29 protein-coding genes are annotated in these 22568 nt (G+C 56.0%); 18 read left to right on the top strand and 11 right to left on the bottom strand.

Going from position 1 to position 22568, the window contains the following annotated elements; translation table 11 throughout:
* Positions 1-212 precede the first annotated feature (212 nt).
* Both C1Y43_RS15885 and C1Y43_RS15880 read right to left on the bottom strand, forming a co-directional pair.
* Entirely contained in the window at positions 213-1145 is a 933-nt protein-coding gene (locus C1Y43_RS15885; RefSeq protein WP_058757413.1) for a flagellin, read from the bottom strand.
* A 199-nt stretch (positions 1146-1344) separates the two neighbouring features.
* Positions 1345-2277: a flagellin gene (locus C1Y43_RS15880; RefSeq protein ID WP_104188867.1), complete on the bottom strand. Its 933-nt coding sequence runs from the start codon at positions 2275-2277 to the stop codon at positions 1345-1347.
* Between the two features lie 235 nt (positions 2278-2512).
* Here C1Y43_RS15880 and fliD point away from each other — a divergent pair, with 235 nt between their 5' ends.
* The 4 genes from fliD (at position 2513) to C1Y43_RS15860 (ending at position 5548) form a co-directional block, all read left to right on the top strand.
* Positions 2513-3919, top strand: coding sequence for a flagellar filament capping protein FliD (fliD, locus tag C1Y43_RS15875; protein ID WP_021509890.1), 1407 nt, complete (start codon positions 2513-2515; stop codon positions 3917-3919).
* Between the two features lie 12 nt (positions 3920-3931).
* The gene (gene fliS, locus C1Y43_RS15870) at positions 3932-4333 is read left to right on the top strand and encodes a flagellar export chaperone FliS (protein WP_021509889.1); all 402 of its coding nucleotides are present in this window, start codon (positions 3932-3934) and stop codon (positions 4331-4333) included.
* A gap of 2 nt (positions 4334-4335) precedes the next feature.
* Positions 4336-4695 (top strand): flagella biosynthesis regulatory protein FliT, encoded by a 360-nt coding sequence (fliT, locus tag C1Y43_RS15865; RefSeq protein ID WP_104188865.1) that lies wholly within the window; start codon positions 4336-4338, stop codon positions 4693-4695.
* 178 nt (positions 4696-4873) lie between these two features.
* A complete protein-coding gene (locus tag C1Y43_RS15860) occupies positions 4874-5548 on the top strand; it encodes a class I SAM-dependent methyltransferase (RefSeq protein ID WP_058757411.1) in 675 nt (224 codons plus the stop codon).
* Positions 5549-5617: 69 nt separating this feature from the next.
* Here C1Y43_RS15860 and yedD read toward each other — a convergent pair whose 3' ends face one another.
* Entirely contained in the window at positions 5618-6079 is a 462-nt protein-coding gene (gene yedD, locus C1Y43_RS15855) for a lipoprotein YedD (RefSeq protein WP_104188863.1), read from the bottom strand.
* Between the two features lie 207 nt (positions 6080-6286).
* On the opposite strand from yedD, the gene C1Y43_RS15850 reads away from it, so the two are divergent.
* From C1Y43_RS15850 to C1Y43_RS15835, 4 genes are all read left to right on the top strand, one after another.
* The gene (locus tag C1Y43_RS15850; RefSeq protein ID WP_058771162.1) at positions 6287-7831 is read left to right on the top strand and encodes a methyl-accepting chemotaxis protein; all 1545 of its coding nucleotides are present in this window, start codon (positions 6287-6289) and stop codon (positions 7829-7831) included.
* 9 nt (positions 7832-7840) lie between these two features.
* Positions 7841-9133 carry a sugar ABC transporter substrate-binding protein gene (locus tag C1Y43_RS15845; protein WP_058771161.1) on the top strand — a complete coding sequence of 431 codons (1293 nt, stop codon included), beginning with the start codon at positions 7841-7843 and terminating at the stop codon, positions 9131-9133.
* A 73-nt stretch (positions 9134-9206) separates the two neighbouring features.
* The gene (locus C1Y43_RS15840; protein ID WP_104188861.1) at positions 9207-9530 is read left to right on the top strand and encodes a DUF6388 family protein; all 324 of its coding nucleotides are present in this window, start codon (positions 9207-9209) and stop codon (positions 9528-9530) included.
* Positions 9531-9867: 337 nt separating this feature from the next.
* The gene (locus C1Y43_RS15835) at positions 9868-10107 is read left to right on the top strand and encodes a DinI-like family protein (protein ID WP_021509882.1); all 240 of its coding nucleotides are present in this window, start codon (positions 9868-9870) and stop codon (positions 10105-10107) included.
* 17 nt (positions 10108-10124) lie between these two features.
* Here C1Y43_RS15835 and C1Y43_RS15830 read toward each other — a convergent pair whose 3' ends face one another.
* Complete coding sequence (locus tag C1Y43_RS15830) at positions 10125-10391, bottom strand: hypothetical protein (protein ID WP_058757407.1); 267 nt, start codon at positions 10389-10391, stop codon at positions 10125-10127.
* A gap of 219 nt (positions 10392-10610) precedes the next feature.
* Here C1Y43_RS15830 and C1Y43_RS15825 point away from each other — a divergent pair, with 219 nt between their 5' ends.
* Entirely contained in the window at positions 10611-11201 is a 591-nt protein-coding gene (locus C1Y43_RS15825) for an acyltransferase (RefSeq protein WP_233209845.1), read from the top strand.
* A gap of 24 nt (positions 11202-11225) precedes the next feature.
* Here the strand turns inward: C1Y43_RS15825 and C1Y43_RS15820 are convergent, their stop codons facing one another.
* From C1Y43_RS15820 to C1Y43_RS15810, 3 genes are all read right to left on the bottom strand, one after another.
* Complete coding sequence (locus tag C1Y43_RS15820) at positions 11226-11735, bottom strand: hypothetical protein (protein WP_104188859.1); 510 nt, start codon at positions 11733-11735, stop codon at positions 11226-11228.
* Between the two features lie 82 nt (positions 11736-11817).
* Positions 11818-12147, bottom strand: coding sequence for a hypothetical protein (locus tag C1Y43_RS15815; RefSeq protein ID WP_058757404.1), 330 nt, complete (start codon positions 12145-12147; stop codon positions 11818-11820).
* The gene (locus C1Y43_RS15810; RefSeq protein WP_031280179.1) at positions 12128-12517 is read right to left on the bottom strand and encodes a hypothetical protein; all 390 of its coding nucleotides are present in this window, start codon (positions 12515-12517) and stop codon (positions 12128-12130) included. The genes C1Y43_RS15815 and C1Y43_RS15810 overlap by 20 nt, the downstream gene beginning before the upstream one ends.
* 141 nt (positions 12518-12658) lie before the next feature.
* On the opposite strand from C1Y43_RS15810, the gene C1Y43_RS15805 reads away from it, so the two are divergent.
* Entirely contained in the window at positions 12659-13294 is a 636-nt protein-coding gene (locus C1Y43_RS15805) for a helix-turn-helix domain-containing protein (RefSeq protein ID WP_021509876.1), read from the top strand.
* Between the two features lie 57 nt (positions 13295-13351).
* Here C1Y43_RS15805 and C1Y43_RS15800 read toward each other — a convergent pair whose 3' ends face one another.
* Complete coding sequence (locus C1Y43_RS15800; RefSeq protein WP_104188857.1) at positions 13352-13600, bottom strand: hypothetical protein; 249 nt, start codon at positions 13598-13600, stop codon at positions 13352-13354.
* A 243-nt stretch (positions 13601-13843) separates the two neighbouring features.
* On the opposite strand from C1Y43_RS15800, the gene C1Y43_RS15795 reads away from it, so the two are divergent.
* Positions 13844-15055 (top strand): diguanylate phosphodiesterase, encoded by a 1212-nt coding sequence (locus C1Y43_RS15795; protein WP_058757401.1) that lies wholly within the window; start codon positions 13844-13846, stop codon positions 15053-15055.
* Between the two features lie 36 nt (positions 15056-15091).
* On the opposite strand, the gene C1Y43_RS15790 is transcribed toward C1Y43_RS15795, so the two are convergent.
* Both C1Y43_RS15790 and C1Y43_RS15785 read right to left on the bottom strand, forming a co-directional pair.
* Positions 15092-15277 (bottom strand): hypothetical protein, encoded by a 186-nt coding sequence (locus C1Y43_RS15790; protein WP_104188855.1) that lies wholly within the window; start codon positions 15275-15277, stop codon positions 15092-15094.
* Positions 15278-15554: 277 nt separating this feature from the next.
* Positions 15555-15818 (bottom strand): biofilm/acid-resistance regulator YmgB/AriR, encoded by a 264-nt coding sequence (locus tag C1Y43_RS15785; RefSeq protein WP_166718439.1) that lies wholly within the window; start codon positions 15816-15818, stop codon positions 15555-15557.
* 537 nt (positions 15819-16355) lie between these two features.
* On the opposite strand from C1Y43_RS15785, the gene C1Y43_RS15780 reads away from it, so the two are divergent.
* The 3 genes from C1Y43_RS15780 to C1Y43_RS23830 all read left to right on the top strand — a co-directional run bounded on the left by C1Y43_RS15780 (position 16356) and on the right by C1Y43_RS23830 (position 17170).
* On the top strand, positions 16356-16556 hold the full coding sequence (locus C1Y43_RS15780; protein ID WP_104188852.1) for a hypothetical protein: 201 nt from the start codon (positions 16356-16358) through the stop codon (positions 16554-16556).
* A gap of 170 nt (positions 16557-16726) precedes the next feature.
* Positions 16727-16912: a hypothetical protein gene (locus C1Y43_RS23660; RefSeq protein WP_146068665.1), complete on the top strand. Its 186-nt coding sequence runs from the start codon at positions 16727-16729 to the stop codon at positions 16910-16912.
* Between the two features lie 84 nt (positions 16913-16996).
* Positions 16997-17170 carry a hypothetical protein gene (locus C1Y43_RS23830; protein WP_158252668.1) on the top strand — a complete coding sequence of 58 codons (174 nt, stop codon included), beginning with the start codon at positions 16997-16999 and terminating at the stop codon, positions 17168-17170.
* A 45-nt stretch (positions 17171-17215) separates the two neighbouring features.
* Here C1Y43_RS23830 and fliE read toward each other — a convergent pair whose 3' ends face one another.
* On the bottom strand, positions 17216-17527 hold the full coding sequence (gene fliE / locus C1Y43_RS15775) for a flagellar hook-basal body complex protein FliE (RefSeq protein WP_021509871.1): 312 nt from the start codon (positions 17525-17527) through the stop codon (positions 17216-17218).
* 277 nt (positions 17528-17804) lie between these two features.
* Here fliE and fliF point away from each other — a divergent pair, with 277 nt between their 5' ends.
* Genes fliF through fliI form a run of 4 tightly spaced genes read left to right on the top strand, consistent with a single transcriptional unit; the run spans position 17805 to position 22564 of the window.
* Positions 17805-19523, top strand: coding sequence for a flagellar basal-body MS-ring/collar protein FliF (gene fliF, locus C1Y43_RS15770; protein ID WP_104093183.1), 1719 nt, complete (start codon positions 17805-17807; stop codon positions 19521-19523).
* Positions 19520-20512 (top strand): flagellar motor switch protein FliG, encoded by a 993-nt coding sequence (fliG, locus tag C1Y43_RS15765; RefSeq protein WP_021509869.1) that lies wholly within the window; start codon positions 19520-19522, stop codon positions 20510-20512. The genes fliF and fliG overlap by 4 nt, the downstream gene beginning before the upstream one ends.
* Entirely contained in the window at positions 20505-21209 is a 705-nt protein-coding gene (gene fliH / locus C1Y43_RS15760; RefSeq protein ID WP_021509868.1) for a flagellar assembly protein FliH, read from the top strand. The genes fliG and fliH overlap by 8 nt, the downstream gene beginning before the upstream one ends.
* Positions 21209-22564, top strand: coding sequence for a flagellar protein export ATPase FliI (gene fliI / locus C1Y43_RS15755; protein ID WP_021509867.1), 1356 nt, complete (start codon positions 21209-21211; stop codon positions 22562-22564). The genes fliH and fliI overlap by 1 nt, the downstream gene beginning before the upstream one ends.
* Positions 22565-22568 lie beyond the last annotated feature (4 nt).

Genomic DNA, 22568 nt, shown 5'->3' with positions numbered 1-22568 from the left:
AATTCAGCCCTTCAGGCCTGCGGTTCAACACCGTATTAAAGTTATCGACAGGCTGCGCAAAAACTTCACTCTTTTTAATATTGATTTTGTCGTCTTTGCAGACAAAAAATAGATGTTAATAATCAGAAAATTAGCAACGCGGCTGTGGCTACCCTCATCCGGAAATAAAAAAACGGAGCCAGCTGGCTCCGTTGAAGTCTGCGTGTTTGCGATTAACGCAGCAGAGACAGCATGGTCTGTGGCACCTGGTTGGCCTGCGCCAGCACAGAAGAACCTGCCTGCTGCAGGATCTGCGCGCGCGACATGTTTGATACTTCTGTCGCGTAGTCAGAATCCTGAATACGGCTGCGTGCAGCTGACAGGTTGTTCACGGTGTTGTTCAGGTTGGTGATGGTGGACTCAAAGCGGTTCTGTGAAGCACCCAGCAGGCTGCGCTGTGAATCGACGGCTTTGATAGCGGAGTCGATGTCTGCCAGAGGCGTGCTACCGGTAGCTGCACCAGACGCGCCGCCGGTGACTGCGCCTTTCAGCACGTCAAAACCAACGGCTTCAGTAGAGCGCGCGGTACCGTTAACGGTATCGCCTGAGGTCATCGCACGGGTGTTCAGATCCGTACCGCTGGTGCCGGCTTTCGCCAGGTTGAATTTGTCGCTTGAGCTCAGGGTGATGGCGATGGTTTCGCCATCTTTCGCACCCACCTGGAAGCTGTAGTCGGTAGAGCCGGAACCGGTGTTCAGCACTTTGATGCCGTTGAAGTCGGTCTGCGACGTTACGCGGTTGATCTCTTCCATACGCTGGTTAACTTCAGCCTGGATGGAGTCGATGTCTGAGGCCGAGTTCGAGCTGTTCTGCGCCTGTACGGTCAGGTCACGCACACGCTGCAGGTTGTTGTTGATCTCGGACAGCGCGCCTTCAGCGGTCTGAGCCAGTGAGATACCGTCGTTGGCGTTACGGGCAGCAACGGTCAGGCCGTTGATGTTAGAGGTGAAGCGGTTAGCAATCGCCTGACCTGCAGCATCATCTTTGGCGCTGTTAATACGCAGACCAGAAGAGAGACGCTCAATAGCGGTACCCAGAGAAGCCTGTGACTTGGACAGGTTATTCTGCGTGGTCAGCGACAAGGTGTTAGTGTTAATGACTGCCATGATGTTTATTCCTTAACTGATGATGAATTCAGGTCGAAAACCCGTGGCGTTCTCGCCGTCGCCAAAATTTATCGGCAGCCGCTGCGTAAGCTTTAATGATGATTTCATTAAAATTAAGCGGTAAGGAACGATCGAAGAAAATCTCAGCAGCAGAAATAAAAAAGGGCCCCATACGGGGCCCGGTCTGTGCGCGAGAGAATTAACGCAGCAGAGACAGCATGGTCTGTGGCACCTGGTTGGCCTGTGCCAGCACCGAAGAACCTGCCTGCTGCAGGATCTGCGCGCGCGACATGTTCGACACTTCTGTCGCGTAGTCAGAATCCTGAATACGGCTGCGCGCAGCTGACAGGTTGTTCACGGTGTTGTTCAGGTTGGTGATGGTGGACTCAAAGCGGTTCTGTGAAGCACCCAGCAGGCTGCGCTGTGAGTCAACAGATTTGATGGCCGCATCGATGTCTGCCAGTGGCGTGGTACCAGAAGCTGCACCAGATGCACCACCGGTCACTTTACCTTTGAGTACGTCAAAGCCAACAGCTTCAGTTGAACGCGCGGTACCGTTAACGGTATCGCCGGAAGCCATTGCACGGGTGTTCAGATCCGTACCGCTGGTGCCGGCTTTCGCCAGGTTGTAACCATCGCTGGCGCTGATGGTGATAGCGATGGTTTCGCCGTCTTTTGAACCCACCTGGAAGCTGTAGTCGGTTGAGCCGGAACCGGTGTTCAGCACTTTGATGCCGTTGAAGTCGGTCTGCGACGTTACGCGGTTGATCTCTTCCATACGCTGGTTAACTTCAGCCTGGATGGAGTCGATGTCTGAAGCCGAGTTGGAGCTGTTCTGCGCCTGCACGGTCAGGTCACGCACACGCTGCAGGTTGTTGTTGATCTCGGACAGCGCGCCTTCAGCAGTCTGTGCCAGTGAGATACCGTCGTTGGCGTTACGGGCAGCAACGGTCAGGCCGTTGATGTTGGAGGTGAAGCGGTTAGCAATCGCCTGACCTGCAGCATCATCTTTGGCGCTGTTAATACGCAGACCAGAAGAGAGACGCTCAATAGCGGTACCCAGAGAAGCCTGTGACTTGGACAGGTTGTTTTGCGTGGTCAGCGACAATGTGTTGGTATTGATAACGGCCATGATAAATTCCTTGAGTCAATGAGTTGAGATTCTATCGGGCTTTTGGCCCGGGGCCATTCAGCTTGCTTTGGTTATCGTCGGTACCTGAGAAAACCTTAGCTATTTTTTTAAACCCCGAAAACAGGCCCTTATCCCTTCTTTATTTGCCTCATTGTTTTTTTATATTTTGTCTAATATTTTTCCGCTCACTGCCGATACCCTCCTCAGTGATTATCCACCTATAAAGGATTACAACATGGCAAGTGTAAGTAACCTCAATGCTGGTAATAGCCTGGGTTTGAGCGATCTGTATGACCAGCTTGAAACGGCAGAAAAAGCCAACCTGACGCCAATTACAAATCAGCAAACCTCTTATAAAGCCAAGCTGACAGCATGGGGCGTCGTGCAAACGGCACTGGCAAAAGTCCAGACAGCTGCCGCTGCGCTCAAAGACACATCTGCAATTGCCTCAACAAAAGTCAGCAGCACCAACACCGCGTTCACCGCCACGCTGGCCAATGATGCGGCGGCCGGTAACTTTTCGGTTGAAGTCACCCAACTGGCTAAAGCGCAGTCGCTGCTGTCGAAAAGCGCGACCAGTAAAGATGGCGATTTAGGCGATTCCAGCCTAGCCTCGCGCACCATCACCATTACGCAACCGGGTCAGAAAGACCCAATGACCATCACGCTGAGCAAAGATCAAACCAGCCTGACGGACATTAAAGATGCCATTAATAAACAGCAGGGCAGCGTTACCGCCAGTATTATCAAGTCCGATGACAATACCTATTATCTGGCCCTGACCTCGCGTGATACCGGCACCACCAACGAGATGACGGTTTCTACCGATGACAGCGCCCTGGCGCAGTACATTGGTTTTACCAAAGGTGGCAGCAGCAATGGTATGACGGAGCAGGTGGAAGCAGCCGATGCCAAACTGAGCATCAATGGCGTCGCCATCACCCGCAGCAGCAACACCATTACTGATGCGCCGGAAGGCGTCACGCTGAACCTGACTAAAACCAACACTGGCAGCCCGGAAACCTTATCCGTCACCAAGGATAATGCGCCGATGATCGCCGCGGTGCAGGCTTACGTTGACGCGTACAACTCGCTGCAGACCACCATCAGTAACCAGACCAAATACACCGCCGTGGATCAGGGCAGTACCTCGCAGGACTCCAGCAATGGCGATCTGTTAGGTGATGGCACGCTGCGTAACATTCAGACCAGCCTGCGCTCCAAGCTGTCCACCAGTGCCCAGAGCGGCGGCAGTATTTCTCTGCTGTCACAGATCGGCATTACCCAGGATGTGAATGGCAAGCTGACCGTCGACAGCACCAAACTGAACAAAGCGCTGGATGAAAAATCGGCGGATGTGGTCAGTTTCCTGTCCGGTGACGGCAAAACCACCGGCTTTGCGACGCAAACCAGTAACTATCTGGATCAGATTTTAGGCAGCAATGGCTCTGTACAGAACGCCACTGATGGCATCAATAAAACGCTGAAAAAACTGTCTGACGATTACGATCGGGTAAACGCACAGATTACCGCCACTATGGCGCGCTACAAGACCCAGTTCACGAACCTGAATACGCTGGTCTCATCCATGACCCAGACCCAGAACTATCTGACGCAGCAGTTCGCGAACATGAGCAGTTAACAGGAGTTAAATATGTACGCTAAATCGGGAACGCAGGCCTACGCACAGGTCGGTCTGGAAAGTGCCGTGTTAAGCGCCAGCCCACATCAGCTGGTGGTTTTATTGTTTGATGGCGCGCTCAGCGCCATGAAGAAAGCCACCATTCTGATGGATCAGGGCGACATTCCCGGTAAAGGCCAGGCGCTGTCGAAAGCCATTAATATCATTACTAATGGCTTACGCGCCGGGCTGAATCATGAAGCCGGTGGAGAGATTTCTGCCAATCTGGATAATCTTTACGAATACATGACCCGCCGTCTGCTGGAAGCCAACCTGCACAACGATCCGGCAGCGATTGCGGAAGTCGAGCGCTTGCTGAGCAACATTGCCGACGCGTGGAAACAAATTGGTCCTCACGCCGTTCAGGAAGCGTAACCATGACTTCAGATAACGACCTGCTGCAGGGGTATCAGCGTTTGCTCAGCCTGAGTAATCAGATGTTGAAACAGGCGCGCCAGGGGTACTGGGATGATTTAGTGGCCAATGAGGCAGTTTACGTGAGCAGCGTTACGCTCGTAGCGCGCGACCGTGATACCTCCGCCCTGCCTGCTGCGCTGCGTGTCCAGTTACGGCCTATGCTGAAGCAGGTGATGGACAATGAGCTTGAGATTAAGCAGTTGATGGCGACCCGCATGGAAGAACTGCGTTCGCTGGTCCAGCAAACCACGCAGCAACAGAAAGTCACCAACGCGTATGGTCGTTTTTCCAGTCAGGTGCTTTATCCCAGCGATTTATAATCCTCTCTGTCAGGGAGACGCTGTTCTCCCTGGATTCTTACCGCCCCCGCCATGCTAAGCGTTTAATTACCCCCTTAAACTGAGCCTTATTACCGCCTTGAATGATGGCAACTGTGGCACATTTAACGCAGACCTTTTCAGCCTTGCCGGCTGTATTCTCTCTTTATAAGGCAACGACATGCTCGATATCGCGGATTTAAAAGTTTTTTTTCAGGAGCCTGAAATACAGCAGCTCATCGATGACACCTGGGATAAGGTCGGTGATGCTCTGGCACAGGCGCAGGCAGAATTACCGGCAGAGCTGGCCATGGCGCGCCGTGAACTCTCTTTCCATAGCCATGTAAAATGCCTGGGTTATCTTTGCTGGTTACTCGAGCATAATAATGTGGCGGGTGACATCATTGAAATCGGCGTGTGGAAAGGGAAATCGACGGCTTTCATGAATGAAATTTGCCAGCATAAACGTCGCATTATCAGCATCGATCCCATGGAGCTGGCAAATCAGGAAAGTGAGCTGCGCTTTTATCACGAAAAGCTGTTTCCCCAGGTTAATCTCATCCGTGGCTACTCTGAATTAAGTATTGAGCGAGTGCAGGCCCTTAATCCGCGTACCGTATTACTGCATATTGACGGCGGACACGAAGGCCGCCATGTATTGCTCGATTTCCTGTTATATTCGCCCACCCTGGTGCAAGGCGGCTTTATCGTCTTTGACGATTATCGCGATCACCAGTATTCACCGCAGGTCGGTCCTGCTGTGGATTTATTACGCGCGGGTGGCTATTTTAATGGTTTCGATGTGATTGGCAGTTTGCCCGGCTTTGAAAACAGCTATTTATTGCAGAAGCGATAACCGTTCCAGCCTGATGAAATGTCCTCTCCCGCAGCCGGGAGAGGAAGAAAAGCATTTTAGCTCTGTCCTTTATTTCTCTGCCGTGACCGGCCTGAGAATCTGCGGCTCAATATCCTGAATCACCGCATCGCCAGGGCGCTTTGCCACTTCGTCCAGCGCCTGCTGGCACTCGACGGTTGGGCGATCCACTTTACGCAGCGTCAGGCCATCGTAGTGCAGTTCACCGTTCTCCAGCGAGAGCGGCATCACGCGCGCCTGACGGTTAACGTTAACCCAGTCATCATCCAGGCGTGTCAGCTTGCCTGGTTTGGCAATCACCCGCTGCCACTGGCGGCAGTCAAGGGTAGCGCCATCAGCGCTGACGATCAGGCTGGCCATGGCCTCGCTGCTGATCAGCTTGCTCTGCGGTCCCATTGTCTGCCAGTTACCCTGCAGCTCCAGCGGTGCCGGGGTTTTTACCGCTTCGTCATAACTGTTGATTTGCGCACAGCCGCTCAGCGCCAGCGCGGCCAGTACCATCCACTTTTTCATCTTCGGTCCCTACACTCGCATCAATGGCGGCTACGTTATAATGTTTTCCCGGCGTGACGCAAGGTATCTGCGGTGGAATCCCCCTTCTCTTTCTCCGGCGCCCTCAAGCTGTTCAACTCTTCGCCGATAACCTGATGTGAAGTCTAAAGCACCTGCACCCATAACAATATTGACGACTTACTCACCCTGGTTTCGGAGAACGCTGTTATGCGATTGACCCTTCGCGCACGTCTGGCTGCGATTGTCAGCCTGCTGTGCCTGTTACTGATTATTGCTGCCGTCTGGGGAATTATCGGCCTGCGCGCTGCCGATCAGCGCGCGCAGAATGCCTACCAGAACGAGCTGCTCCCGCTGCAATACTCTTCACGCCTGTACCGCATGGTGCAGGAGCAATCCGCTACCCTGTTCGATGCGCTGCGCTACTGGACCGACAGCAGTGAAGTGGAAAAACGCCTGGCGCGCATTGCGCAGTACGGTCAGCAAATCAACGCCGATCGCCATACCTGGCAGCAACTGGCGTTTGATGCGCAGACCAAACCGCTGAGCCAGCGCTTCCTGACCCATCTCGACGGCTGGCAGGGTGCGCTGCATGAAGCCGGTGAGCTGCTGAAAGGCGGTAACCCGTCCGCCGCACTGGTGGTCATCGAAACCCGCCTGCGCAGCGGCAGCCAGTTGCTGCAGCAGGACATTGACCAGCTGGATGCGCTGATGCGTCAGCATGCGCAGACGGCCTGGCAACAGGGCAACCGCGACTACCTGCTGGCACGCAATAGCCTGATCGCCATCCTGCTGTTGGGTCTGAGTCTGGCGCTGGTCTCCGGCTGGCTGCTGATCCGCTCGATTAACCGTTCCATCGCCCAGGCGCGCGAGCTGGCGGATGCCATTGCCGGCGGCGAGCTCAATCACCGTATCGGTACGGTAACGCGCGATGAGATGGGTGAACTGATGCAGGCGCTGCTGCGCATGGATGTGCGGCTGGCGGAGATCGTGCGCGAGGTGGGCGAAAGTGCCCATGCATTGAGCGATGCGGCACGCCAGATGGCGGATGGCAACGACGATCTGTCGGAGCGCACCCATGCGCAGGCCAGTTCGCTGGAGCAGACTGCGGCCAGTATGGAGCAGATGACCGCCACGGTGAAACACAACGCGGACAACGCCGCGCAGGCCAACGAGCTGGCAAGCGATGTGCGCCATCAGGCCGAGCGCGGCAGCGGTGTACTGCGCGACGCGGTGAGTGCGATGGAGGAGATTGAATCCTCCAGCAAGCGCATCGCGGATATCAACCGCGTAATTGATGAAATCGCCTTCCAGACCAACCTGCTGGCACTGAATGCGGCGGTGGAAGCGGCGCGCGCCGGGGAACAGGGACGCGGCTTCGCGGTGGTGGCGTCAGAGGTGCGACAGCTGGCGCAGCGTTCGGCCGGTGCCGCACAGGAGATCAAGGCGCTGATCGATGCCAGCGTGGGTAAAGTCGAAGCCGGCAGCGCGCTGGTGCAGCGCTCTGGCGAGATGCTCAACGACATCAACCACGGCGTGGCGCGCATGGTGGATATCGTTGGCGAGATCGCTGTGGCCAGCCGCCAGCAATCCAGCGGCATTGAGCAGGTGAACACCGCAGTAATCCAGATGGACGGTGCCACCCAGCAGAATGCATCGCTGGTGCAGCAGGCCAGCGCGGCCAGCCAGACGGTGAGCCAGCATGCCGGTTTGCTGGTGGAAAAAATGGCGTTCTTCCGCCTGCAGCAGCCATAAGGAGCCGCCATGAAGCGTAACATAATCGCGCTGCTGGCCGCGCTGCCGCTGCTCAGCCAGGCCGCCACCACGCTCAATATCGCCACCATTGCCAATGGTGACATGACTATCATGCAGCAGCTGTCGAGCCGTTACGAACAGCAGCATCCTGACGTGAAACTTCAGTGGCACGTGATGGATGATGGCGCCCTGCGCCAGGCGGTGCTGGCAGCCATGAACAGCGGTGACGCAAAATTTGATGTGATTACCGTGGGTACCTATGAAGCACCGCTGTGGGGTAAAAAAGGCTGGCTGGCGCCGCTCAACAACCTGCCGCCAGAGTATGACAGCGACGATCTGCTGACGCCGGTGCGCAAAGCACTGTCCTGGCAGCAAACGCTGTACGCGCTACCGTTTTACGGGGAAAGCAGCATGACCTATTACCGCAAAGATCTGTTTGCGGCGAAAGGGCTGACCATGCCGGACGATCCCGACTGGACCGACATCAAAAATTTTGCGGCGAAACTCACCGATCCTCAGCACGGTATCTATGGCCTGTGCCTGCGCGGCCAGCCCGGCTGGGGCGATAACGTGGCCCTGCTGACTACCATGGCCAACGCCTATGGCGCGCAGTGGTTTGACGATCGCTGGCAGCCGACGCTGAATTCGCCAGAGTGGCGTGAGGTATTGACCGATTATCTGGCGATGGTGAAACAGGACGGTCCTCCGGATACGGCCAGCAATAGCTTTGGCCAGATCCTGCGTCTTACCGCACAGGGAAAATGCGCGATGTGGATCGACAGTACCGTCGCCGCCGGGCTGCTGATTAACCCGCAGATCTCGCTGGTGGCGGACAAGCTGGCGTTTGCCCCGGCACCGGGCGGCATTACGCGCAACGGCTCGCACTGGCTGTGGTCGTGGGCGCTGGCGGTACCGGCTAACTCTCCGCAGCGCGCCGCCGCCGTCGACTTCATTAGCTGGGCGACCTCGCGGCAGTATATTCAGCAGGTTGCGGATACCGTCGGCTGGGGAGCGGTGCCACCCGGCAGCCGCAACTCCACCTACCAGCAGTCAAACTACCAGCGCCTGGCGCCTTACGCCGCTCAGGTGCGCAGCGCGATTGAATCCGCCACCGTCGATCAACCGACATTGAACACCGTACCTTACACCGGTGTGCAGTACGTCAGTATTGCTGGCTTTGATCAGATGGGTAACGCCGTCGGGCAGAATCTGGCGGCGCTGCTGCAGGGCAAGCTGACGGTGGACCAAACGCTGGAAAAAAATCAGCAGGACGTGACGCGCCTGCAAGCCGCGCAGCAGTAAACATTCGGGGTTCCTGACAAGTCGCCGTGTGCGGGTTACACTAACGCGCAATTTGACCGGCAGGAACCCCCGAATGAAAACCCCTGAAGAGTATTACGCCCTGGCCCGCAGCCTGTTTTTCACCGCCCACCCTGATTTTCAGTCAGCGCTGGATGAACTGAGTGAGAGTGATGCGCGCGCCGCCAATATGTCCCTGCGTGAACTGCGCGCGTGGCACGCCGAGCGCATCTATGCCGCGTTTCTGCGTCAGAAGAAGCTCGACGGCATGCTGTTCTCCATTCAGCTGGCGGAACCGGATAAAGCGGTTGCTGCGCAAGCGATTGAAACCTATCTGAAATCTCACGCGGAAGCGTTAGGTATGACGTGGGAAGAGTTCTGTATTAAGAACAAGTTATAAGCGATGCACTGATAAAAAGGCGATCGGAGAGAAATTTCCGGGGAAAAAGTTGTACAAGGTGGGAAAAGTTGTATAACTTAATACTCACGACGACTGTCGTCGATTGTCCTTGAACGAAAGGTGCTATTGCACCGCCTCTGGAGGTGTTGCTGGATTTCCACCTCCAGAGGTTCGATTTTTTGCGTGCACCCTCTGCTTTTGCCCGCTTTGTTCCCCTGTCGTTGCATCTTTACGCCGCGCTGTTTCACCCGTATGAAAATAATTGCCGCCCTGCCGCTTGTCACTGGTTTTATTTACAGTAATATGACGCTCCCACTTTGATTACTGGAATGCCCTGATGTTTGTGGAGCTGATTTACGACAAGCGCAACGTAGCCGGATTACCGGGCGCGCGCGAAATGATTTTGCAGGAGCTGGAGAAGCGCGTGCAGCGCGTCTTTCCGGATCTGGAGGTGCGGGTTAAGCCGATGGAGCGTAACGCCATCGAAACCGATATGAGTAAAAACGACAAGGCGACGATTGCGCGTATTGTTGAAGAGATGTTCGATGAAGCCGAGATGTGGCTGGTGGCCGATTAGGCCACCAGCAGCCGCGCTTAGCTTTCCTGCTCGCTGTGATTGATGGCGATTTCCAGATCCTGAATCGCCTGATCGATATCATCCAGCAGCTGTCCCTGCTTGTTGATCAGCGTATCAAAACGCGTGGCGTACTCTTTGTCCTTATACTCCCCGGCATCAAAGGCCAGCCAGTGGCTGGAAAGCGTCTCAGTGTTGGTTTGCGCATAGTGACGCATCTCTTTTAGCTGTGAGGTGACATCACGCAGGTAGTCAGTTTTGGTTTTGATTGCCTCTGTATCACTCATGCTATTTTCCTTTTTGCTGATAAAGCCAGTTAAAATAACGCCTGAGCAATTAAAGTTAGCAGATAATAGCGAAGCCGCCTGCAGAATTATCTTAACTTAGTCTCCATTCGTGGCTGATTGCGATGAATTGACGTCAGATTTAGCGCTTTTCTTCCGCTACAGACTGTTGCCTTCGCACCTATAATGGCACCCCAGCCCCGATCATCCGGAGAATGCACTGTGTCGACTGAACCTTTCAATCCTGGTTATTACACCGAACATGAGCTGAACAGTTTCGGCTTTAAACACGTCGGCAGACAGGTCATGGTGGCAAAAAACTGCACCATTATTGGCCTGCACAATATCACTCTTGGCGATCACGTGCGCATCGACGGATTCTCGACCCTCGTGGCTGCCGGCGATGGGTATCTGACGCTTGGCTCATACATTCATATTGGCGGTTACTGCGCCGTACTGGCGGGTGCCGGTGTGGAAATGGAGGATTTCTCGGGGCTTTCACAGGGCGTAAAAATCTACTCGAAAAGTGATGACTATAGTGGGGAATTCATGACCAATCCCACCGTGCCTGCCCACCTGACCGGCGTCACCTCGGGGAAAGTGGTGCTGGGCCGGCATGTCATCGTCGGTTCGCAATCCATTATTATGCCGGGCCTTACGCTGGCAGAGGGAACCGCAGTAGGCGCCAATTCACTGATAACGCGCGATACCGAAGCGTGGTCGATCTACTTCGGCTCGCCCGCTAAAAAGATTAATAGCCGGCAGCGAAACCCGCTGGAACTGGAAAAGCAGATCTCGCGACCGAACGGGTGATGAGGGCATCCCTGCCCGCCTGAATTACAGATACTTCTTCGCCAGCGCAATAAGTTCATCCTTCGCGGCGCTGCCCAGCTTCAGCACGCCCTGTTCAACAAAGCTGAAGGCCTGGACAAAGTCCTTCACCCCGGCGCTGATATCCTGCGCCACCGCATCGCTGGCGGCGGTCGCAGCAGCCGGCGCGTCGGGGACAGCAACCGGTGCGGCGGCCTGCGCGTTGCGCACACCAGGCGTGGCGGCCGCTGAGGCGCCTGCGCTGGCCGAGCCGTTCGCCAGCGTATCCTGCGTTGCCAGCTGCTGATCGAGATCGACCGGAGCATCCGCATGAAACGGTTGCTCAGCGCTGGCGGGCGCTGCCGGTTGCGCAGCTGGCGTTGCGGCTGCCGGCGGCGTTGCTGGCTGGGCAACGCTATCAGCTGCGCTGTTAGCGGCAGCCGGCGCGCTGGCCGTTTCGTTGGCAAAACTCTCCAGCGGTGACAATTCCTGTTGCGCCGCAGCGCTGGTTGGGTTGATGACAGTTTGATCGCTCATAATTTTCTCCTTATTGCTAAATAAAGACCGCAGTTGCTGCAAACGGACTGCGATCCGCTCGGTAATTCGCATCAGGTCCTCCTTAGCGCCGCGGCTGTGGCGCGGTTTGCTGCCCGGCCGGCGGCGTGGAGGGCGTTGTGGTATGGCTGGCGCTGCGCGGCGGCTGGGCATCCAGCTTTTTCTGCAGCTCAACCAGCTGGCTGGTCAGTTCGGCGACCTTTGCTTCGCGTCGATCGGAGATCGCCCGGTACTGCTGGCGAATCTCCTCCACGCGCCGGTTGGCGTCGTTATTGACGTAAAGAAACAGAATGGTCATCGCCACACACAGCAGCGATAACAGCATCAGCAGGCCACCCAGCATCAGATGACGGCGGTGGCTTCGCACCAGCAGTTCACTGTTTATCTGCACCATCGCGGTTCTCCTCCAGAGTGGTGATCAATTGATTAATCTGGCTGCGAAACTTATCGCTGTGCTCGGCTTCGGTGGTCGCCAGCAGGATACCGAGTGCGTTCTTGATCAAACGCAGATCGGTCTCCAGCGATGAGATACGCCGCAGGTTTTTGTCGTGACGGATACGCAGTTCATCGTTTTCCTGGCGCATCAGCGCATGGCTCTCCTTGAGAAGCAGCACCTGCTCTTTGTAGCTGGTGATGATCTCGCCGCCCGCGCGATTGCTGGTGACGATTGACGCGATCCCCGCCATCAGGGGTTTCCAGAACACCGCTGCCGCGCCACCGCCAAGCAGCAGTGCGCCTACGCTGGTGACCAAACTACTCTCCATGCCCTACCTCTCTCACCTGGCGAGGGTTAGCCGGACACCCCGCTGACCTCCCTCGCCAGTATCACGGCCAGCGGCATATTTAAGTTTACTTTAAATAATGATTTTAAGTATACTTAAGTCAAGCCTGGAGGAGTTGTCAAGATGATGAAAAAAGAATCTGGTGGTGAGCGCATTCGCCAGCGCCGTAAGGCACTGAAATTAACGCAGCAGGCACTGGCCAATGGCATTGGCGTGTCACACGTTGCGGTTTCGCAGTGGGAGAAAGAAGAGACGGTGCCGCGTGGTGAGCATCTGCTGCGGCTGGCGGAGTTGCTGCAGTGTAGCGCGGCGTGGATTATTGATGGCGACGGCCAGCCGTTTGCAAGTACGCACGCTTCCCCCGCTCTCACTGCCGTGCCGCTGGTCACGCTGGTGCAGGCCGCGGACTGGCTGAATGAGCAGCGACTGCAGTGGCAGCAGCAGGCTGTTCGCTTTCTTTACAGTGACGAAGCGCTGAGCGACGGTGCGCTGGCGGTAACGCTGGAAGATGACGCCATGAACCCGGCGTATCGCGCCGGCGACCGGTTGATTTTTGATCCGCAACGCGTGCCCCAGCCGGGCGATGTGGTGCTGGCGCGGGTTGACGACGTCGCGATGGTGCGAATTATTCGGATGCACGACGAGCAAATTTTCTCGTTACGGCCGCTGAACGAAGATTTTCCCGTGCAGCAGAGTCAGAAAAGTACGCTGGAACTGATTGGCACGCTGGTGGAAATGCGGCGGCGCGGCAGCCGCTGAAGCAGCAAAAAACCCGCCACGCGGCGGGTCAAATCCAACAAAAGACTACGGCAAAAATCACAACGTGTCGGTGAGATGATCAACGACCACCCTCCCCTGGAGATCGGTTTGCGTTATACGGTAACTGACGCGATAAGAGCGACGGTTACTCAGTTTATCGAACAGCGCCACGCTGCCCTTGTGCTCACCGTTGGCACCGACGATATGCCATTCGGTGACATCTTCCTGTCCCCGGTTATGCAGGCGTAACAAGCTCTGCTCAACTAAACGATCGCTTTCATCAATCTTCAAATAATCACGCAACATCTTTATCACCTCCGGTTAACCCGGCTAACGATACGCTTTTCATTTATCCTTTCAATCGAATTTATTTATCGTTAACCTCGCTGGCCAGCGGTTGAGTTAAAATTCCACCTGACGTGCCCCGCCAGCCGCTTCGGTTAAGTGGAATTTAATAAAATAGTTAACGATTACGCGTCTCAGCGCTGGACAGATCCTGCCGTCTGGCTGTTAATGTAAGGCAAAATAACGATAGCGCCGGACAATCTCATGCTGACTACCATCCTTTACCGCAGCCACCTCTATGATCACGTTCCCATCAAAACGCTGGAGGATATGGTCGGCAAAGCCAATAAGAAAAACGAAGTTTCAGATGTCACCGGCATTCTGTTGTTTGATGGACGACATTTCTTCCAGCTGCTTGAAGGACCCGATCAGGCCGTTCAGGGCATTTACGACCGTATCTGCCGCGACGCCCGTCATCACAATCTGGTTGAGCTGATGCATGACTTCGCGCCAGCCCGGCGCTTTGGTAACGTCGGAATGGAGCTGTTTGACCTGCGCGAGCACGACAAATCCAGCGTACTGCAGGCGGTGCTGGATAAAGGCACTTCGCGTTACCAGCTCACCTATGACGACCGTGCACTGCAGTTCCTGCGCACCTTCGTTGAGGCGCGGGAAAAAGAGAACTATTTCGAGATCCCGCCGGCGAATACCTGGGAATTTATTACTGATGCGGAAAGCCAGCGTCAGCTGGAGAGTCTGCAACACTATGTACAGGATTGCCGGTTTGCGTTTCAGCCGATTGTTGATCCCTTCTCGCGGCGTATTACGGCCTATGAAGCGCTGATTCGCACGCCGGACGGCGGTTCACCGCAGGAGTACTTCTCTGCGTTTGGCGGCGATGCGATTTACCACGCCGATATTCAGTCCAAGAGTCTGGCCTTCAACCTGGCGAAAAATCTCGGCCTCGGCGAGCAGACGCTGACCATCAATCTGCTGCCGATGTCGCTGGTCACCGTCCCGAATGCGGTGGATTTCCTGCTACAGGAAATCGCGGCCAACGGTCTGGTACCGGAGCAGATCGTGGTGGAAGTGACGGAGAATGAAATCATCTCGCGTGCTGAAGAATTTACGGCAGAAGTAAGAAAACTTAAGGCGGCCGGTATCAGCCTGGCGCTGGATGACTTTGGTGCCGGGTTTGCGGGGTTGTCGCTGCTGTCTAAGTTCCAGCCGGATAAGATCAAAATCGATCGGGAAATCATCAGTGACGTGCACAAAAGCGGCCCAAAACAGGCGATTGTGCATGCCATTATTAAGTGCTGCGCTTCGCTGGAGATCGCGGTGATTGCTGAAGGCGTGGAGAAAGCAGAGGAGTGGATGTGGCTGGAAGCGGTCGGTGTCAGTCAATTCCAGGGCTATCTGTTTGCCCGCCCACAGTTTAATGGTTTCCCGGCAGTAGCCTGGCCGGAGATTAAGTAACCGGCAAAGCTGACCGCCGTAACGGCGGTCACAGGCTTAACACTCAGTCTCACGCGCCGGTTCTTCCAGCCGTTCACTCAGCACTACGTACTTCATCATCTCAAAGGTACGCTGCGTCATTGGCACCGCGCTGCACGGGCGAAACCAGCCAAACTGCTTCTGGTACAGCCACACTTCCGGATAGCGCTCGCCATCTTTAATCCAGTAATAACCATCATTCATAGGTTTGCCCAGCGGCCTGAGCCGCGAATCAGACATTCATGCGTGCCCGATAAAGTGATACGCCCTCTGGCGTAATGAGTAACCCTGCTTGCATGAAAGCTTACTCCAGCTAAATACTGTAGCAGAGAATAGAGGCAATTGTGCATTTCACGCTGGGCTTATTCAGGCAGGAAACGAGACGCAAAGAGAATAAATGCCCCTAAGCTAAGGGGCGAAACAAACAGGCAACTAAACGTCCGTGTTTCGGCAATGGAGTGGAGTACGACAGACACAGGTTTCAGGAAGCGATATCGTCAGGCGTGCGCTGAACAATAAGTTCCAGTGCCTGGCGATAAATATCCAGCTGAACCACGTCATGTTCAGACTCTAATCGCTCCAGCAGGGCCAGAATAATATCTTTATTGCTCACGCGCAGTTTCACCGCCGCCAGCTGTTTGTAAATCAGCGCGATGACCTCTTTTTCACTGGCATATTCTGAACCCGCGTGCTGGAAATATTCTGACAATTGAGACTCTGCTGACGTCGATGCATTCTTTTTCATAACAAGCCTCATCGGGTAAGCTGCAGTGCAAACTGCAGTGATTAATCGGTTACTCAGGTTAAATTTTTGAATCAGCACAGGTAAAAAAGCAGCCTCTGAAAGTGGAAATCCACAACACCTTCAGAGGCGATGCAAAGCATCATTCGTTACGTGTGACTGACTGCCACAAGCGAGAAGTTATACAAAGATGGGAAACTTGTACAACAATTTAGTTAGCATTTCGTGTGGTCAGAGGAGATTTGCACAATAATTTCGCCATTCTCTTCAACAATAAATCACCATTTTCGCAGGAAAAATCATGCAGTTAACCTGAATAAAATATCAGACGCTGTGCTAAGCCTCTCTTTCTGCTCAACAAAATTATTTTTACTCCTTGCTGACGCGTGCACTTCTATACAGCCCCCATAAACTTGTACAACTTTGCAAAACTGTACAATTTAGCCGTTCTGCGTGTAGAGTGTGAAAACGATTACGGTCGCCTGAAACGGCCGCTGATCACGCGAAATTCATCATAACGAAACCCTGCTGGAGAGAGAGATGAAGCAACACGAAACGAATAAGGAGCGTAAAAACGAGGGCGAGGTGCACAAAGGTTTACCGGAAGCGGCACCCAACGCAGGTAATGCGTATGAAGAAGACGATCATCCGGCGCAGGATGATGCGCGCGAACACGGTGAAATTCCGCGTACGCGTGATGACAGTCAGGATGATAAAAAAGATCCTTTCCAGGATCGGTAAATAAGCCTTCGATGATATCTGGACCGACCCACCGGATGTTATTTTCGCAGCCGCTCATCTCTGGCGCTAATAAGCGAAGCGGCAAGCGAGATTGATCATTGAGTTTAATTAAGACATTATTTTGCGGAAATTAGAGAAGGCGTGCCTTCATTCATTTCTGGAGAGCACTGATGGATACGGGTTTTTACTGGGTAGGCAGCAGCACAACTGAGCCTGAGGTATGGTACTGGGATGCTGGACGCGGTTTTTATCGCCCGATGGAGCCAATACCGCTTTCTCTGCCTCGTTTTAAATCTGCCGGTTTTAAACTTCTCAGTGGCAAACTGACGCCACCGGAAGAGGCGCAATCTGCTTAGTTTTCGTCTGCAGGTGAGAATATTGTCAGTTACGCTGTTAAGCGCAGCGTAGCTGAACTATATTCCTGTGAGGAGGACATGATAATGCAGGAAGGATTTTATTGGGTGCAGCGCGGCGCAGAACAGCCAGAAGTCTGGTTTTTCTCAACCAGTGGAGAAGGTGCCTGGTTTGAACCCACCAAAAACGACGCCATCAGCAAGCAACGCTTCGCTGAACAGGGCTACCGGGCGATTAGCGAAAAACTGTCACTGCCCTGACCCTGACGAAACCGCCTCTCTCAGGCGGTTTTTTATTGCGCGCCGCTAGACCTGCATGCTCATGATCTCGCTGTAGGCATTCACCAGCTTGTTACGCACCTGAATCCCCATCTGCATCGAAATCGACGATTTCTGCAGATCGACCATCACATCATTCAACTGGATGCCCGGTTTACCCAACTCAAAATCCTGCGCCTGACTGCGCGCAGCGGTCTGGGTGGCGCTGATTTTATCCAGCGCGGCTTTCATGGTGGCACCAAAATCGAGCTGACTGGCGGACTCGGTCGGTTTGCCACTGGCCTGCAGTGACGTTAGCTGCAGCTGCTGCAGTACGCCATCTATTGCCTGAATTGACATTGCCTGTACCTCATAGATGAAGGGTTCTTTTTTTCACGGAGGAAAAGTTAACACACTGTCAATAGGACAAAGGCGCTAAATGACTGCAAAAAACCCGGCTTATCCAGCCATCGAAGTGACACGATTCATCAAATAATGCCAGGCATTAGATTGGAATTTCATTTTTTCCCCTACCCCGTCGGCCAGCTACACGGCATCAACGGGCGGGGATGCGTATCAGGGAGTCAGTTTTGTCACCTACATACACCCGGTCAATTATGTCAGGCAGGAATTGGTCATGAATGCGAGTGCAGCCGCCACACAGGATACAGCAAAGAAAGGCTTTAATGACCTTCTCGCCCGCCTGCGCGCAAATCCGCGTATTCCATTAATCGTTGCTGCCGCGGCCGCTATCGCCGTGGTTCTGGCGCTGGTGCTGTGGGCCAAAGCGCCCGACTATCGCGTTCTCTATAACAACCTCTCTGATGAGGATGGCGGCGCGATTGTTACCCAGCTCACCCAGATGAACATCCCTTACCAGTTCGCTGAAAACGGCGGCGCCCTGATGGTGCCCGCCGATAAAGTGCATGAGCTGCGTCTGCGCCTTGCCCAGCAGGGACTGCCGAAAGGGGGTTCGGTAGGCTTTGAGCTGATGGATAAAGAGAAGTTTGGTATCAGCCAGTTCAGTGAGCAGATTAACTACCAGCGTGCGCTGGAAGGTGAGCTGGCGCGCACCATCGAAACGCTCGGACCGGTGAAGAGCGCGCGCGTGCATCTGGCGATGCCAAAACCGACGCTGTTCGTGCGCGAGCAAAAATCCCCGTCTGCCTCAGTAACGCTGAACCTGCAACCGGGCCGTGCGCTGGATGAGGGCCAGATTCAGGCGATTCAGCACATGGTCTCCAGCAGCGTGGCCGGTCTGCCACCAGGCAATGTGACCGTGGTCGATCAGGCGGGTCGCCTGCTGACGCGCTCCGACAGCGAAGGCCGCGATCTTAATGATGCCCAGCTGAAATATGCCTCCGAAGTGGAAGCACGCTATCAGCAGCGCATTGAAGCCATTCTGAATCCGATTCTCGGTCAGGGTAATGTGCATGCGCAGGTGACCGCGCAGATTAACTTTGACCGCAGCGAGCAGACGGACGAGAAGTATCAGCCAAACGCGAACCCGAATAACACGGCGATTCGCTCACGCCAGACCAGCACCAACGATCAGAACGGCAGCCCGTATCCGGGCGGCGTACCGGGTGCGCTGTCGAATCAGCCTGCGCCGGCCAATACCGCGCCGGTCACCAACCCGCAGCAGCAGAACAATAACAACGCTAACGGCCAGCAGAACAACAACGCGCAGAATGCCGGCACCTCGACCAGCACCGCGCAGAGCAGCGGCCCGAGCAGCTCCAGCCGCAACGACACGGTGAACTACGAGCTGGATCGCACCATTCGTCACACCAAACTCAACGTCGGTGACGTGCAGCGCCTGTCGGTCGCCGTGGTGGTCAACTACCGCGATGACGGCAAAGGCAAAGCGGTGGCGCTGAACGATCAGCAGATCAAGCAGATTGAAGATCTGACCCGCGAAGCGATGGGCTATTCGCAAACGCGTGGCGACAGCGTCAACGTGGTGAACTCGCAGTTCAACACCACCGAGCCGACCGGCGGCGACCTGCCCTTCTGGCAGCAGCAGTCGTTCTTTGATCAGCTGATGACCGCCGGTCGCTGGCTGCTGGTAGCACTGGTTGCCTTCATCCTCTACCGAAAAATGGTGCGTCCGCAGCTGCTGCGTAAACGTGAAGCCGAGAAAGCCGCCGCCGAAGCCGCCGCTGCCCGTGCTGCCGCCCGTGAGGAAGAAGCTGCTTACAGCGTCCAGATCAATAAAGACGAGCTGGACCAGGAGCGCAAATCTAACAACCGCATGAGCGCCGAGGTGATGAGCCAGCGCATCCGCGATATGTCTGAAAACGATCCGCGCGTTGTGGCGCTGGTTATCCGCGAATGGATGAGTAACGAACTATGAGTCTGACCGGTACTGAAAAGAGCGCCATTCTGATGATGACCATTGGCGAAGAGCGTGCGGCGGAGGTGTTCAAACACCTCAACCAGCGTGAGGTGCAGCACCTCAGCGCCGCGATGGCCAGCATGAAACAGATTTCGCATAAGCAGCTGACTGAAGTGCTGCGCGAGTTCGAAACCGATGCCGAACAGTTTGCTGCGCTGAGCCTCAACTCCAACGACTACCTGCGTTCGGTGTTGATCAAGGCGCTGGGCGAAGAGCGCGCCTCGAGCCTGCTGGAAGATATCCTCGAAACGCGCGAAACCACCAGCGGCATGGAAACCCTCAACTTTATGGAACCGCAGGCGGCGGCGGATCTGATCCGCGACGAGCACCCGCAGATTATCGCCACCATTCTGGTGCACCTGAAGCGCGGCCAGGCGGCGGATATTCTGGCGCTGTTCGACGAGCGTCTGCGCCACGATGTGATGCTGCGTATCGCCACCTTCGGCGGCGTACAGCCGGCGGCGCTGGCGGAGCTGACCGAAGTGCTCAACGGCCTGCTGGATGGCACCAACCTCAAGCGCGCGAAGATGGGCGGCGTGAGAACCGCAGCGGAAATCATCAACCTGATGAAAACCCAGCAGGAAGAAGCGGTTATCGAAGCAGTACGCGACTTCGATGGCGAGCTGGCGCAGAAGATCATCGACGAGATGTTCCTGTTCGAAAACCTGGTGGAAGTGGACGACCGCAGCATCCAGCGTCTGTTGCAGGAAGTGGAGTCCGAGCAGCTGCTGATTGCCCTGAAAGGCGCCGAGCAGCCGCTGCGCGAGAAATTCCTCAAAAACATGTCGGCGCGTGCCGCCGATATCCTGCGCGACGACCTCGCCAACCGTGGCCCGGTCCGTATGTCCGCGGTGGAGAACGAACAGAAAGCGATCCTGCTTATCGTGCGCCGTCTGGCGGAAGCAGGCGAGATGGTAATTGGTGGTGGCGAGGAAACCTATGTCTGATGCCTTTTCCGCCCGTGCATGGCAGCGCTGGCAGCCTGATGATTTAGGCGCACCGCAGCCGCCCGAACCTGAACTGCTGCTGGCAGAGGAGCCGGACAGCGACCTCGTGCTGAGCGAGGAAGATGAACAGCAGCAGCAGCTGGAACGTCTGCAGCAGCAGATGCGTAAAGATGCGCAGACGCAGGGCTACAGCGAAGGTTATCAGAAAGGCTTCGCCGAAGCGCAGCAAAACGGCTATGACGCCGGGTTCCAGCAGGGACTGGCCGATGCCCAGCAGCAGCAGGCTCCGCTGCAGGCGCGTATGCAGCAGCTGGTCACCGAGTTCCATCACACGCTGGAAGCGCTGGATAGCGTGATTGCGTCGCGCCTGATGCAGCTGGCGCTGGAAGCGGCGCGCACGGTGATTGGCCAGGCGACGCAGGTGGATGGCAGCGCCCTGCTGCGCCAGATCCAGCAGCTGATTCAGCAGGAGCCAATGTTCAGCGGCAAACCGCAGCTGCGCGTGCACCCGGACGATCTGCAGCGCGTTGAGCAGACGCTGGGCCCAACGCTCGATTTACACGGCTGGCGGTTGCTGGCCGACAGTTCGCTGCATCCCGGCGGCTGTAAACTCAGCGCCGAAGACGGCGATCTGGATGCCAGCGTCGCCACGCGCTGGCAGGAGCTGTGCCGTCTGGCGGCACCGGGAGCATTCTGATGACGTCACGCCTTTCGCGCTGGCTGGGCGCGCTCGACAGTTTTGAAGACCGCATCAGTCAGGTGCAGACGGTGCGCCGCTACGGCCGCCTGACGCGCGCCACCGGTCTGGTGCTGGAAGCCACCGGCCTGCAGCTGCCGCTGGGCGCCACCTGCATTATTGAGCGCCACGACAACGGCACGATTACCGAAGTGGAAAGCGAAGTGGTCGGCTTCAACGGCCAGAAACTGTTTCTGATGCCGCTGGAAGAGGTCGATGGCATTCTGCCCGGCGCGCGCGTGTATGCCCGCGTGCACGGCGATCACAGCGGTAAACAGCTGCTGCTGGGGCCGGAGCTACTCGGCCGCGTGCTGGACGGCAGCGGCAAGCCGCTGGATGGCCTGCCCGCGCCGGAAACCGGCTACCGCGCGCCGCTGATCACCGCGCCGTTCAACCCGCTGCAGCGTACGCCGATCCACGATGTGCTGGATACCGGCGTGCGGGCGATCAACGCCCTGCTCACCGTGGGCCGCGGCCAGCGTATGGGGCTGTTTGCCGGCTCCGGGGTGGGGAAATCGGTGCTGCTCGGCATGATGGCGCGTTACACCAAAGCCGACGTCATCGTGGTGGGCCTGATTGGTGAACGTGGCCGCGAAGTTAAAGAGTTTATCGAAAACATTCTTGGCGCCGAAGGGCGCGCGCGCTCGGTGGTGATCGCCGCGCCGGCCGACGTTTCGCCGCTATTGCGTATGCAGGGAGCCGCTTATGCCACGCGCATCGCCGAAGATTTCCGCGATCGCGGTCAGCACGTGCTGCTGATTATGGACTCCCTCACCCGCTACGCCATGGCGCAGCGTGAGATCGCGCTGGCGATCGGCGAGCCGCCGGCCACCAAAGGCTATCCGCCCTCGGTGTTCGCGAAGCTGCCGGCGCTGGTAGAACGCGCCGGCAACGGCATTCACGGCGGCGGTTCAATCACCGCGTTCTATACCGTACTGACCGAAGGCGACGACCAGCAGGACCCGATTGCCGACTCGGCGCGCGCCATTCTCGACGGCCACATCGTGCTGTCGCGTCGCCTGGCGGAGGCCGGTCACTATCCGGCCATTGATATTGAAGCGTCGATCAGCCGTGCCATGACCTCGCTGATTGATGAAACCCACTATGCGCGTGTGCGCCAGTTCAAGCAGTTGCTCTCCAGCTTTCAGCGTAACCGCGATCTGGTGAGCGTCGGCGCTTATGCCGCAGGCAGCGATCCGATGCTGGACCGGGCCATTAAGCTCTATCCGCAGATGGAAGCTTTCCTGCAGCAGGGCATTTTTGAACGCAGCGATTATGACGATGCCTGTCTGCACCTGCAGGCGATGTTCGGCTAACGCC

The organism is Pantoea sp. ICBG 828, from assembly GCF_002928355.1.
Classification (GTDB): Bacteria; Pseudomonadota; Gammaproteobacteria; order Enterobacterales; family Enterobacteriaceae; genus Pantoea; species Pantoea dispersa.
Note: the sequence above shows the minus strand (reverse complement) of the source record. Positions and strands in the feature narration are given on the sequence as shown.